This is a genomic window from Gordonia marina (assembly GCF_052036135.1).
GTDB lineage: Bacteria > Actinomycetota > Actinomycetes > Mycobacteriales > Mycobacteriaceae > Gordonia.
On the sequence record NZ_JBPSDN010000005.1, the window covers coordinates 79,745 to 92,683 of the forward strand.

A 12,939-nucleotide genomic window follows, 5' to 3' on the forward strand; every position below is an offset into this window, starting at 1 on the left:
TGGACCCATGGCGAAGGACGATCTCGTGGTCGACGGGCACGCGATCGCGCTGACCCACCTCGATCGCGTCCTCTATCCGGAGACCGGCACCCGCAAGTACGACGTGATCACCTACTACCTGGCGATCGCCGAGGCGATCCTGCCGCACCTCGCCTCCCGCCCGGTGACGCGCAAGCGGTGGCCGTCCGGCACCGGGTCGGCGCCGTTCTTCGAGAAGACGATGCCGGCCGGCGCTCCCGCGTGGATTCCGCGTTTCACCATCGCGCACGCCACCGACGACAAGGTGTACCCGGTCGCGTCGAATGCGGCGGTGCTGGTGTGGCTGGCGCAGATGTCCGCGCTGGAACTGCATGTCCCGCAATGGCGGATCGACCTGTCCACGCCCGACGCGCGGCGCACCGACCGGCTGGTCCTGGACCTCGATCCGGGGCCGAGCGTGCCGCTGACCCAGTGCGCGCAGGTGGCGCTGACCATCCGCGGGCTGCTCGACGACGCCGGGATCCCGTCGTGGCCGGTGACCAGCGGCGGCAAGGGGATACACGTCTACGGCCGGCTGCCCGGCCCGGTGCGGAGCGACTCGGCGCGCGCGGTCGCCAAGGAGATCGCCGTCTCCCTGGAGAAGACGTACCCGGACGAGGTCACCGCGTCGATGAACAAGGCCGCCCGCCCCGGCCGGGTGTTCCTGGACTGGAGCCAGAACAGCGCGGCCAAGACCACGCTGAGCCCCTACTCGTTGCGCGGCCTGGAACAGCCGTGGGCGGCGGCGCCGCGCGAATGGTCCGAGCTGGCCGATCCGGATCTGCGGCAGCTGCGGTATTCCGAAGTGCGGGAAAGGTTCTCGGCCTCCGGTGACCTGCTCGCCGGGCTGGACGACACGCCGCAGCCGCTTCCCGAGGGGGTCGTGGACCTGGGGGTGTACCGGCGGCATCGGCGCGGCGACGACGGGGCGCGGCTCCGTTCGGCCGACGCGACGGCCACCTCCCGGCAGGCCGACGACGGCGAGCCGCCGCGGAGCCCGGGCACGGTCGTCGTGCCGCGGCCGATGCTGGCCGTCGACGAGGCCATCGACGAGCTGCCGGAGCAGGAGTGGGCGTTCGAGGGCAAGTGGGACGGCTATCGGATCCTGGCGCGGCTCACCGGCGACGGACTGCGACTGCGCTCACGCTCGGGGGTCGACATGACGGCGGACTTCCCCGAGTTCGGGGTGCTGCGCGACGCGCTCGCCGGGCACACCGCGGTGCTCGACGGCGAGGCGGTGGCGATCAACGCGAGCGGGCAGACCGACTTCACGCTGCTCGCCTCCCGCCGCCGGCGGCCCGGCGAATACCTGCTGCGGCTGTACCTGTTCGACGTGCTGGAGTTCGACGGGCACGGCCTGTCGCACCTGCCGTGGGAGGCGCGGCGGGCGGTGCTCGACGATCTGGCGCCCCGCTTCGCCGGCACGCCGGCCATCGAGATCCCCGGCCTGCTGCACGGCCCCGGCGCCCGTGCCGCCCGGGAGGCCCGCGACCGCGGCTGGGAGGGCGTCGTCGCCAAGCGCCGGTCGGCGCCCTACCGGCCGGGGACGCGCAGCCCCGACTGGCGCAAGCAGAAGAACTGGAACGACATCGAGGTGGTGATCGGCGGCTTCCGCATGGGCCGGGAGGGCAACGAGCGGAACCTCGGTTCGGTGCTGGTCGGGCTGCCCGAGGCGACCGGTCTGCGCTACGCCGGGCGCGTCGGCACCGGCTGGACCCAGTCCCAGGCGACCGACCTGCTGGCCGAGCTGCGCGAGCTGGAGATCCGCCGCTGCCCGTTCATCGGCGGCGTCGACGCGCCGGTCGCGTCGAGCGCGATCTGGGTGCTGCCCAAGCTGGTCGCCGACGTCAGATTCATGGACTGGACGTCGACCGGGCACCTGCGGCACCCGGCCTGGCGCGGGATCCGCCGCGACAAGCTGCCCGGCGACCTGTAGAACACGCGAAACCGTCGTATCCGTCGGTCGGCGACCAACGGATACGACGGTTCGGCGAATCGGAGTCACCGCGGACGATGAGCCCGCGTCAGCTCAGATGATGTACTTCCTGAAGGCCGTAGACCGGGGTGTCGATCCCCTCGTAACGGGCCTTCAGCTGGAGCGCCAGGTACAGCGAGTAGTGCCGCGACTGATGCAGGTTGCCGCCGTGGAACCAGAGGCCGGGCTGCTGGGTGGGCTTCCACATGTTGCGCTGCTCGCCCTCCCACGGCCCGGGATCCTTGGTGGTGTCCGAGCCGAGGCCCCACACCTTGCCGACCCGGTCGGCCACCTCTTGCCCCATGAGGTCGGCGGCCCAGCCGTTCATCGAGCCGTAGCCGGTCGCGTAGACCACGACGTCGGCGGGCAGCTCGGTGCCGTCGGCCAGCACCACCGAGTTCTCGGTGAGATGGTCCACGCCGCCCTTGGCGAGCTTGATGGTGCCGTCCGCGACCAGCTCGCACGCACCGACGTCGATGTAGTAGCCCGAGCCGCGGCGCAGGTACTTCATGAAGAGCCCGGAGTCGTCGTCGCCGAAGTCCAGATCGAAACCGGCGGCCTCCAGCCGGTCGTAGAAGTCCTTGTCCCGTTCGCGGATCTGGTCGTACAGCGGGATCTGGAACTGGTGCATGATCCGGTACGGCAGCGAGGCGAAGGTGAAGTCGGCCTTCTTGGTGGTCATCCCGTCGCGGACGGCCTGCTCGCTGTACAGCGAGCCGAGGCCGATCTCCATCAGCGAGTCCGAGCGCACGATGTGCGTCGAGCTGCGCTGCACCATGGTGGTGTCGATCCCGTTCTCCACCAGAGCCTTGCAGATGTCGTGCGCCGAGTTGTTGGCGCCGATCACCACGACCTTCTTGCCCACGTATCCGTCGGGGCCCGGGTGCCGGCTGGAGTGGTGCTGCTCCCCGGCGAAGACGTCCTGGCCGGGGAAGCTCGGCACGTTCGCCTTGCCCGACATGCCGGTCGCGAGCACCAGCTGCGTCGGATGGAGGGTCAGCTCCTCGCCATCGCGATTCACCCGGACGGTCCAGGTGCCGGCCTCCTCGTCGTACGACGCCTCGACGCATTCGGTCTTGGACCAGTACGGGACCTCCATCACCTTGGTGTAGAACTCCAGCCAGTCGCCGATCTTGTCCTTCGGCGCGAAGACGGGCCAGTTCTGCGGGAAGGGCAGGTACGGCAGGTGGTCGTACCAGACCGGATCGTGCAGGCAGAGCGACTTGTAGCGCTTCCGCCACTGGTCGCCGGGCCGGTCGTGCTTGTCGACGACCAGCGAGGGCACTCCGAGCTGCCGCAGCCGCGCGCCGAGCGCGATGCCGCCCTGGCCACCGCCGATCACCAGCACATACGGCTGCACGGTGCGGCCGAGTGCGGCCTCTTCGTCCTCCCGCTTCTGCGCCCACGACCGCTGGTCGGGGTCGCTGCCGTGGACCGCGCCGAGCGGGCGGGAGAAGCCGCCCGGCTCCTCGTGGCCCTTGAGCTCCTGCAGGGTGGTGAGCAACGTCCAGCCCTGGTCGTCGCCGTCCGGGCCGGGCTTGATGCGCAGGTGGCCCTCGCCGCGGCCGACCGCCGTCTCAAAGGCGATGAAGGCCTCCGCGACGCCGTCGGTCTCGGTGGCCGGCTCGGCGGTGTGCCAGCCGGACGGCGCGGTGCCGCCGAGCCGGTCGGTCAGCATCGCCGCGATCTCGTCACGCCCCTCGGACGTCTTGAGATTCCAGGTGAAGGCGACGAGGTCGCGCCAGTAACTGTCGTCGGCGAACATCGCGGCCGCGGCATCGGCGTCGCCCGCCTCCAGCGCGGCCGAGAACGCCGCGAGCCATGCGTCGACACGCTCCTGTGCGGACGGCGCGGCGACCTCGGGTTCGAGGGTCTGCGTCATTGCTGCTCCTTGGGATCGGTGCGCCGGACCACCGGCGCGGAATGTGATGGCCAGCACACCGCGCGGCCCGGCGGGGCGGCAAGGGTTGCAGCGGGTTGCAGCGCGCCGGAGGTTGACGGAACGGGTACGCGCGAGGACTCTCGACTGTGACCACAACCACACCGGAGGCCGCTACGTGACGTCTGCCCCGATCCTCGAACCGGCTCTCGCCGCCGGCGACGATCCGCGCGCCTATGCCGCGGTGCTGCACGCCGTGTACGACGCGTCGATGGCCGGGGAGAAGCCCCCGGCTCGACCGCGCTCGGTGATCGGCGAGTCGTGGGACCGGGTACGACAGGCCGGGGTCCGGCCCGATTCGGACGGTGAACCTCCGCTGGACACCTCGGACCTGCAGGAACGACGGTCCGCGTCGGGCCTCAGCGAATTGCTGGACCCGCTGATGCATCACCTGGACACGCTGATCGTCGACGGCGAGAACATCCTCGTCGTCGCCGATGCGACCGGTCGTGTGCTCTGGCGCAACGGGGTGAACCGCGTGCTGCACCGCGCGGACCGGCTCGGATTCACCGAGGGCGCGTCGTGGGCGGAACGGTCGGTGGGCACCAACGCGATCGGCACCGCCCTCGCCTCCGGGCGTGCCGTGCAGGTGTTCTCGGCCGAGCACTTCGTGCGCAGCCACCACGAGTGGACCTGTGCCGGCGCGCCGATCCACGACCCGCGGACCGGCGCGGTCCTGGGCGTGGTCGATGTCTCCGGGCCGGCCGCCACCATCCATCCGACCACGCTCGCGCTGGTCGACACCGTCGCCCGGCTCGCGCAGTCACAGTTGCGCGAGGCGCACCGGGCACGGCTCGACGAGCTGCGCGCGGTCGCCGCGCCCATCCTGGCCCGCTCATCGGGTCCGGCGTTCGCGGTCGACTCGTTCGGCTGGGTGGCGGCGCTCGACGGCGTCGACCCGCGACCGCGACTGCCCTTCCCGCGGGCGGTGTCGGCCGGCAGGCATTACCTGCACGGGATCGGCGACTGCGATCTGGAGCCGATGCCCGGCGGCTGGCTGGTGCGCGTCGCCGCCACGGACACCGCGCCCGGCCGGATCCACGTGGAACTGCTGTCCGGCGACGAACCGCTGGTCCGCGTCACCGGTGCCGGCGGCACCTGGGTGCACCGGCCCTCCCCGCGCCACGCACAGTTGCTCCGGCTGCTCGCCGCCCACCCCGGCGGGCTCAGCGCCGCACAGCTCGCCGAGCAACTCTTCGGCAACCCCGGTCAGCGCATCGCCGCACGCTCGGAGATGTCCCGGCTGCGCAAGCACCTGGGCGGCGTGCTCGCGTCGAATCCGTACCGCTTCGCCCCCGAGGTGATCGTGTCGGTGGCCGCCCCGAGCCGGATGTGACGTCCGGGGAGGGTGCTCGGCCGTCGGCCCGGCGATGAGGCCGATGTCCCGCCCGTGACCGTCGTATCCGTCGGTCGGCGACCGACAGATACGACAGTCTGGTGAACCACCTCACGGGGGCCGGGGATCCGCCGGTCACACCTGCCCCTCCTGACGCGCCGGTAAGCTTGCCGAACCGATAGCGTGATGGCGGCCGTCCGGGCGGGCGGAGTCGAGAAATCCCGAGGTGGTGCCGGCGATGGTCGTGGTCGCACAGATCAGTGATCTGCACTTCGACGGCACCGCCGAGCACCGGGACCGGGTCACCGCCGTCCTCGACTACCTCGATCACACGGGCCGGAACGGCACCCCCGTCTCGGCCTTGCTGCTGAGCGGTGACCTGACCGACCAGGGCGCCGCCGCCGAGTACGCGGAACTGGCGGCGAACCTGGTGTCCGATCTCCCGATCGTCGCCGTTCTCGGGAACCACGACGACCGGGCCGCCTACACCGCTCAGTTCACCGGCACACCGTCGATCGCGCCGGTGAACTCGGCACTGCGCCTGGACGATCTGCTGATCCTCGGCCTCGACTCCTCGATACCCGGCCGTGCCGAGGGCGAATTATCGGACGGCACCCTCGCCTGGGCGCGCCGCGAGATCGCCGCGGCCGGCGACGTCGACGTCCTGCTCACCTGGCACCATCCGCCGGTCACGATCGGGATGCCGACGATGGACGCGCGGGGACTGCGCAACGCGGCGGACGCGGCCGCACTGGTCACCGAGCATCCGAACATCGTCGGCGTGGTCACCGGGCACGTTCACACGCCGGCCGCGAGCGTCTTCGCCGGGCGCCCGCTGATCGTCGCGCCCGGCGTGGCCTCCACGCTGAATCTCCCCGTCGAGGGCACCGGGTGGGTCAACGAGACCCAGGGACCGGGCCTGGCCTTTCACGTGATCGACGATCACCGGTTGACCACGCACTTCCGGACACTGTCCCGCTGGTGAGGTCAGTCGTTGCGGCGCTCCCAGGCCTCGCGGACAGCCTTGGGGATGCGACCCTTCGCCGGAACGTCGAGTCCCCGGGCCGCCGCCCACACCCGGATCTGCTTCGGGGAGGCCTCCGGTCCCGGCGCGATCGTCGCGACGACGACATCGGTGCCCTGCCGCTGGCGCCACTCATGCAGTGCGGCACCGAGCCAGCGGTAGGCCCACTCCTCGGCGAGCTTCCGGTTGTCACAGAACACGATCGGCACCGCCGGGAAACGGATCTGCGCCTCGGCGACGGCCTCGGCGATCACCGATCCCGCCGCGAACTCCTGCTTGAAGACCTGGCTGTAGGACGCCTCCACGACCACCGCGGCACGAAACTGCCCGGATAGCTCGGCGAGCGCGTAGTTCAGTCTTCCGTTCATCAGGCTGCCGGTGAGGTCGCCCATGGACTTGCGTTCCACCACCGCCACGAGATGGTCATCGTCGAAGACCGCGTAGTCGCCGATCGGGAGCTTGCGCTTACTGGTCGTCGCCTGCTGGTGGCCGAAACCGTAGGCGTACTTCTCCCCGGAGTCGACGACGATGTCCAGAACCTCCCCGTGTGCACGCGCGGTCGGCAGTGCAACCTGCGGCCGCGCTTGCTTCGCGGTCAGGCGTGACTGCCAGAAGATCACCTCCCGACCGCGGGCCCGGGTGATCACGAACTGCGAGCGGTTCTTCCGGGTGCGTTCGAGAACCAAGTCGATGGCCGCCCCACGACGGCTCACCGACCTGACCGGAACGGTCTCGATGATCTCCGGATCGTCCGGCCAGCCCTCGCCACGATGGCAGTACACCTTGGTTGCGCCCGGCCAGGTGTCCCGTGCCTTGAGCACGATTCCCCGGTCGCCCACCGGAATCAGAAGCAGATACGGCAGTGTCGAGGCCTCGTCGGGATTGCGTGCGATCAGAAAGTCGTCGGGCCTCGTCACCTCTCCCATGTGGTCAGACTACCGAGGGCCGCGCACCCGGCTGGGTGCGCGGCCCTCGGTCTCGACTGAGCCGGCCGGCTACAGCGCCGCGATGATGTCCTCGACGCGGTCCTTGGCGTCGCCGAACAGCATCTGGGTGTTCTCCCGGAAGAACAGCGGGTTCTGCACGCCCGCGTATCCGGCGGCCATCGACCGCTTGAAGACGATCACGTCCTTGGCGTTCCAGACCTCGAGGACCGGCATACCGGCGATCGGCGAGCCCGGATCCTCCGAGGCGGCCGGGTTCACGGTGTCGTTGGCACCGATCACCAGGACCACATCGGTGTCGCCGAAGTCGTCGTTGATCTCGTCCATCTCCAGCACGATGTCGTACGGCAGCTTCGCCTCGGCGAGCAGCACGTTCATGTGACCGGGCAGGCGACCGGCGACCGGGTGGATACCGAACCGCACGTCGACGCCCTTCGCGCGCAGCTTGGCCGTCAGATCGGCGACCGGGTACTGCGCCTGTGCCACGGCCATGCCGTAGCCCGGGGTGATGACCACGGACTTGGCGTTCGCGAGCAGTTCGGCCGCGCCCTCGGCGTTGACCTCCCGATGCTCGCCGTAGTCGGTGTCGTCGGACGGGCCGGCGACGATGCCGAAGCCACCCGCGATCACCGAGATGAACGACCGGTTCATCGCCTTGCACATGATGTAGCTCAGGTAGGCACCCGAGGAGCCGACCAGCGCACCGGTGACGATCAGCAGGTTGTTGTCGAGCAGGAAGCCCGACGCCGCGGCCGCCCAGCCGGAGTACGAGTTCAGCATGGACACGACGACCGGCATGTCGCCGCCGCCGATCGAGGCCACCAGGTGCCAGCCCAGGAACAGGGCGACCGCCGTGATGACGGCCAGCAGCACGTAACCGGTGGTGTCGTCCTTCACGTCGCGAGCGACGTAGACGCCGGTCAGCACGATGAAGACGACGATCGAACCGACGTTGATGAGGTTCTTACCCGGCAGCATCATCGGCGACGACTTGATCCGCGCCGACAGCTTCAGGTTGGCGACGATCGATCCGGTGAAGGTGACCGCACCGATGAAGATGCCGATCGCGACCTCGGCCGCGTGGATGCCGACCAGGGCGCCGTAGTCCGAGTCGGCGGGGCTGACGTTCTCGACGCCGTTGATCGCACCGTTCCAGCCGATGAGGACCGCGGCGAGACCGACGAACGAGTGCAGCAGCGCGATCAGCTCGGGCATGCCGGTCATCTCGACCACCTTGGCGCGCCAGAGGCCGACCAGGCCGCCGACCACGACGGCGGCGATCAGCAGGCCGATCGGCAGCCACTTGCCGAATGCGGCGCCGTCGAACGGCAGGTCGTTCCAGTGGTCGACCATCAGGGCGATGGTCGCGGCGAGCGCGATGACCATGCCGACCATGCCGTAGGTGAGGCCGCTCTTGGCGGACTCGTGCTTGCTCAGTCCGGCCAGCGACAGGATGAAGAGCAACGAGGCGACGATGTACGCCGCGACAGAGATCGTTCCGATAGTGATCATGGTCGCTCAGGCTCCCTTGCTGAACATGGACAGCATGCGACGGGTGACCGAGAAGCCACCGAAGATGTTGATCGAGGCGAGCAGGATCGCGATGGTCGACAGCACCAGCACGGTGGTGTTGGTGGTCGCGATCTGCAGGATCGCACCGACCACCACGACGCCCGAGATGGCGTTGGTCACCGACATCAGCGGCGTGTGCAGCGCATGCGCCACCTTGCCGATCACGTAGTAGCCGATCACGATCGCCAGCATCAGCACCATGAAGTGCTCCGGGATCTGACCCGGCGCGTAGGCGTTGATCAGGAAGAACGCCAGAATGCCGACCAGAACCAGGCCGACCTTCTTGCCCGCCGACATCGGCTCCTTGGGCTCGGCGGCCGGCGCGGCCTCGGCGGCCGCGGCCTTCGGCGCGGCGGACACCTGCACGGGCGGCGGCGGCCACATGCCCTCGCCGTCCTTGCTGACGGTGATGCCGCGTTGCACCACGTCGTCGAAGTCGAGCGTCAGCTCACCGTTCTTGCCGGGGGTGAGCAGCTTGAGCAGATTGACGATGTTGGTGCCGTACAGCTGCGAGGTCTGCGCGGCCAGCCGGCCGGCCAGATCGGTGTAGCCGAGGATGGTCACCCCGTTCGCGGTGACGACCTTCTCGTCGGCGACGGTGCCCGCGGCGTTGCCGCCGTTGGCCGCCGCCATGTCGACGATCACCGAGCCGTTCTTCATCCCGGCGACGGTGTCGGCGGTGAGCAGCTTCGGCGCCGGACGGCCGGGGATCAGCGCGGTGGTGATGACGATGTCGGCGGCGCGCGCCTCCTCGTCGTACATCGCCGCGGTGGCCGCCTGCTGCTCGGCTGTCATCTCCTTGGCGTAGCCGTCCTCGGACTTCTCCGCCTCGAAATCGACCTTGACGAACTCCGCACCCATCGACTCGACCTGCTCGGCCACCTCGGGCCGGACGTCGAAGGCGCGAACGATCGCGCCCATCGCCGACGCCGCACCGATCGCGGCCAGACCGGCCACTCCGGCACCGACGACGAAGACGCGCGCGGGCGGGATCTTGCCCGCTGCGGTGACCTGGCCGGTGAACATGCGGCCGAACTCGTGCGCGGCCTCGACGACGGCGCGGTAGCCGGCGACATTGGCCATCGAGCTCAGCACGTCCATCGACTGGGCGCGCGAGATACGCGGCACGGCGTCCATCGCGAGGGCCGTGATACCGGCATCGGTCAGCTTCTCGACCAGCTCGGGGTTGCGGCCCGGCGCCATCATGGAGATGAGGACGGCGCCGCGGCGCATGCGCGCGATCTCGTCGTCCGTCGGAGCATTGATCTTGACGACGACATCGGCCGCCCACACCTCGTCGGCCGAACCGATGCGGGTGCCCGCCCCGGCGAAGGCGTCGTCGGGCTGCTCGGCCCGCGCTCCGGCACCGGACTCGACGATCACCTCGTATCCGAGCTGCTGCAGCTGCGCCACCGTTTTCGCGGTCGCCGCGACGAGCGTCTCGCCCGCCTTCGACTCCTGGGGGATACCGATCAACATGTCGTTCCCGTGCTCATAGTTCGCTTCACCTTGGTCTCGTCGGCGAACCGGGAACGACGACGCGCAGCGCGCAGCACGATGCGGCACGCACGCTCGGCGGAGCCGGTTCTCGCACTACGTGCCGGTACATCGTCGGACTCGGCACGCCAGGTCACGGGCAGGCCGGTCCGGCTCCCGCTGCTGGAAAACGTGGCACGAAGATAGCACGCGCACCCCCGGGCACCCACGGCCGCGTGACCTACACCACCCGTCCGGAATAGGCTATGTGCGCGGTTTGCGGGCCGGCCGGCCGGCGGCGCGATCCGGCCGCGCGGCCCGAACGCAGACCTCGGCCTCCAGGCCCAACGTCGGAAGCGGGTCGGGCGGCGGCGCCGTCAGCATGGCGACGATCTCCCCGGGCGGGGTCCGCAGGCCCGCGCCGTGCCGCTCGTCGAGCGCGACCAGCACCGATGCCATCGTGTTGAGGTCGACGCCGTACGCCCCCATCCCGGCCCACCCCCGGCGCGACGACTCGGAGTCGCCGAGGGCGAGGAGCGGGACGTCCTGCTCACCGGTCACGGTGCCGATCCGGACGGCACCGAATCGCCAGATCCGGCCGTCGGCCGTCCGGAGACACTCATCGGTGAGGACCAGGCAGCCCCGGTTCCGGTACAGGACCCAGGCCAGCAGTCCAATCAGGATCGGGGTCATGGTCAGCACCGCACCGAGGGCCCGCCCGCCGGTCAGCCTGCCGTCGACGACGTCCGCGATGCCGGCACCCAGCAGCATCACCGCGACGACGAGCAGGAAGGCGAGCGGATTGAGGAGGAACGGCAGACGCCGCAGCCGGACCGCGGGACCGGCCGCCGGATCGTCGATCACGTCGATGCGCCGGGGCTCGGGCAGCCAGGCGGGCACCAGGAAGACTCCGATGCACCCGCCGGCCACGACCACCGGAGGATCGGCCGAGACCACGCCGTAGTAGGCCACGGCCCCGCCGAACAGGAGCAGCAGGACGTTCGGGATCACCATGCGGGGCCGGACGTATTCGGTGTACCGATGCCAGCGATACCGGCACAGCTCCGGCGGGGCGGCGCGGCTGCCGTCGTCACGAGGAGGCACCCGGCCGAGTGTATCGGCTACGCCGCAGGTCACACCGGGAAAGACCGGGCACAGGCCGCGTGTCGGCCGGCCCGCCGACCGAAATACGAGCCTTCGCCCAATTGCGTTCCGCTGGCGTAACCCTTGCCGTCCTGAGCGATGTTCGCCGCGCACGCCCCGGCGGCGTAGAGGCCGTCGATCACCGTCCCGCCGGGGCGGCGCACCTGGCCGTCGACCGTGACCGACATGCCGCCGACGGTGAACCCGGCGTAGAGCGCGGTGCCGAGGGTGAGGTCGAACGCGGCCCACGGCCCGGTGTCCTGCGCGGCCAGGAATTCGGGGCTCTTGCGGAAGTCCGGATCCTCGCCGCGCGCGGCGTAGGTGTTGTACCGGTCCAGGGTCGCGCGCAGGGCGGCCCGGTCGAGGTGCAGGCCGTCGGCCATCTCGTCGACCGTCTCCCAGCCGTCGATGAACGGCACCAGCGGGAACTCGGGCCGTTCGAGATGCGCCTCGTCGACGATCAGATACGCCTTCGCTCCCGGCTGGTCCATCACGAAGCCCGAGGTCCGCGAGTGGTAGGAGTCCTCCGCGACGAAACGGCGGCCCTCGGCGTTGACGATCAGTCCGGTCAGCAGGATCGACGGCGGATAGGCGGGCGCGGTGATGAAGGCCTGGTCCATGTGCTTGAGTTCGGCTCCGGCCGACGCGCCCAGGCGGATGCCGAGCCCGTCGTCGTAGGTGCTGCCGAGCGTGAACGGCTTCTCGGCCAGCTGGGGGGTGTACCGGGCGACCATGTCCGGGTTCATCACGAAACCGCCGGCCGCGATCACCGTCGCACCGGCGCGGATACAACCGTCGTTCCCGTTCACGTCTTTCCAGTAGGCGCCCACGACCCGGTCGCCGTCGACGACCAGCCGCCGCCCGCCGGTCTCGTAGCGGATCTGCGCACCGGCCTCGGCCAGTCGTTCCACCAGCAGGCCGATCACCAGGCCGGCCCCGCCGGTGTCGCCGGGCACCGGCACCTTGTGGCCTCGCGGCGCCGGGGCAGCCTGTTCGCGGAACGGCCACACCTTCTCGTTCCCGGTGTACATCAGGCCCTGCGTCTGCGGCTGGATCACCGCTTTCTCGGGGTAGTAGCTGCGCTCGAATTCGAAGCCCAGCGCCTCCAGCCATCCGAAGTGCTCGACGCTGTCGGTGCAGTAGGCGGCGATCTTGTCGTGCTCGGGGTCGCGGGAGACGGCGGTCAGGTACTTCGCCATCTCGGTGGGAGTGTCGTCGTGCCCGGTCGCCCGCTGCACCGCGGTGCCGCCGCCCAGGTAGAAGTGCCCACCGGCGAGGCAGCTGGTGCCGCCGGCCGCGGCGGACCGTTCCAGGACCAGGACCGAGGCTCCGGCGCGCGCGGCTTCCAGGGCCGCGCAGCAGCCGCCCATCCCGGCGCCGAGGACGAGGACGTCGACCTCGTCGGAGAACGCGGGAACGTCGTCGACGGAGATGACTTCGGGCAGGTCCAGACCACTCATGCCGTCCAGACTAGAACACGTTCTAGTGCGTGTCTCCACTCTCCGTCACGAG

At 70.1% G+C, this 12,939-nt stretch carries 9 protein-coding genes; 3 read left to right on the forward strand and 6 right to left on the reverse strand.

Annotation, left to right across the window (positions count from 1 at the left end):
- Positions 1-7: 7 nt before the first annotated feature.
- Positions 8-1,954, forward strand: a complete 1,947-nt coding sequence (ligD, locus tag ACSEEN_RS04270) for a non-homologous end-joining DNA ligase (protein WP_440712408.1) — start codon at positions 8-10, stop codon at positions 1,952-1,954.
- Positions 1,955-2,042: 88 nt separating this feature from the next.
- Here the strand turns inward: ligD and ACSEEN_RS04275 are convergent, their stop codons facing one another.
- Entirely contained in the window at positions 2,043-3,875 is a 1,833-nt protein-coding gene (locus ACSEEN_RS04275; RefSeq protein WP_298443607.1) for a flavin-containing monooxygenase, read from the reverse strand.
- 175 nt (positions 3,876-4,050) lie between these two features.
- Between ACSEEN_RS04275 and ACSEEN_RS04280 the strand changes: the two genes are divergently transcribed.
- Together ACSEEN_RS04280 and ACSEEN_RS04285 are read left to right on the forward strand one after the other, a co-directional pair.
- Complete coding sequence (locus ACSEEN_RS04280) at positions 4,051-5,268, forward strand: helix-turn-helix domain-containing protein (protein ID WP_298443610.1); 1,218 nt, start codon at positions 4,051-4,053, stop codon at positions 5,266-5,268.
- Between the two features lie 238 nt (positions 5,269-5,506).
- Positions 5,507-6,253 (forward strand): metallophosphoesterase, encoded by a 747-nt coding sequence (locus tag ACSEEN_RS04285; protein ID WP_440712409.1) that lies wholly within the window; start codon positions 5,507-5,509, stop codon positions 6,251-6,253.
- Positions 6,254-6,255: 2 nt separating this feature from the next.
- Here the strand turns inward: ACSEEN_RS04285 and ACSEEN_RS04290 are convergent, their stop codons facing one another.
- The 5 genes from ACSEEN_RS04290 to ACSEEN_RS04310 form a co-directional block, all read right to left on the reverse strand.
- On the reverse strand, positions 6,256-7,218 hold the full coding sequence (locus ACSEEN_RS04290) for an ERCC4 domain-containing protein (protein WP_440712410.1): 963 nt from the start codon (positions 7,216-7,218) through the stop codon (positions 6,256-6,258).
- A gap of 69 nt (positions 7,219-7,287) precedes the next feature.
- On the reverse strand, positions 7,288-8,748 hold the full coding sequence (gene pntB, locus ACSEEN_RS04295; protein ID WP_371308696.1) for a Re/Si-specific NAD(P)(+) transhydrogenase subunit beta: 1,461 nt from the start codon (positions 8,746-8,748) through the stop codon (positions 7,288-7,290).
- Between the two features lie 6 nt (positions 8,749-8,754).
- A complete protein-coding gene (locus ACSEEN_RS04300) occupies positions 8,755-10,287 on the reverse strand; it encodes a Re/Si-specific NAD(P)(+) transhydrogenase subunit alpha (protein ID WP_371308695.1) in 1,533 nt (510 codons plus the stop codon).
- Between the two features lie 261 nt (positions 10,288-10,548).
- Positions 10,549-11,388 carry a hypothetical protein gene (locus tag ACSEEN_RS04305; RefSeq protein WP_440712411.1) on the reverse strand — a complete coding sequence of 280 codons (840 nt, stop codon included), beginning with the start codon at positions 11,386-11,388 and terminating at the stop codon, positions 10,549-10,551.
- A gap of 29 nt (positions 11,389-11,417) precedes the next feature.
- Positions 11,418-12,887, reverse strand: a complete 1,470-nt coding sequence (locus ACSEEN_RS04310) for an FAD-binding protein (protein ID WP_440712412.1) — start codon at positions 12,885-12,887, stop codon at positions 11,418-11,420.
- Between the last annotated feature and the right edge of the window lie 52 nt (positions 12,888-12,939).

What these genes read in the sequence shown, in the direction of transcription:
- ligD (WP_440712408.1), top strand. Translation starts at nt 8, where the DNA reads ATGGCGAAGGACGATCTCGTGGTCGACGGGCACGCGATCGCGCTGACC.
- pntB (WP_371308696.1), bottom strand. Translation starts at nt 8,748, where the DNA reads ATGATCACTATCGGAACGATCTCTGTCGCGGCGTACATCGTCGCCTCG.
- ACSEEN_RS04275 (WP_298443607.1), bottom strand. Translation starts at nt 3,875, where the DNA reads ATGACGCAGACCCTCGAACCCGAGGTCGCCGCGCCGTCCGCACAGGAG.
- ACSEEN_RS04300 (WP_371308695.1), bottom strand. Translation starts at nt 10,287, where the DNA reads ATGTTGATCGGTATCCCCCAGGAGTCGAAGGCGGGCGAGACGCTCGTC.
- ACSEEN_RS04285 (WP_440712409.1), top strand. Translation starts at nt 5,507, where the DNA reads ATGGTCGTGGTCGCACAGATCAGTGATCTGCACTTCGACGGCACCGCC.
- ACSEEN_RS04290 (WP_440712410.1), bottom strand. Translation starts at nt 7,218, where the DNA reads ATGGGAGAGGTGACGAGGCCCGACGACTTTCTGATCGCACGCAATCCC.
- ACSEEN_RS04310 (WP_440712412.1), bottom strand. Translation starts at nt 12,887, where the DNA reads ATGAGTGGTCTGGACCTGCCCGAAGTCATCTCCGTCGACGACGTTCCC.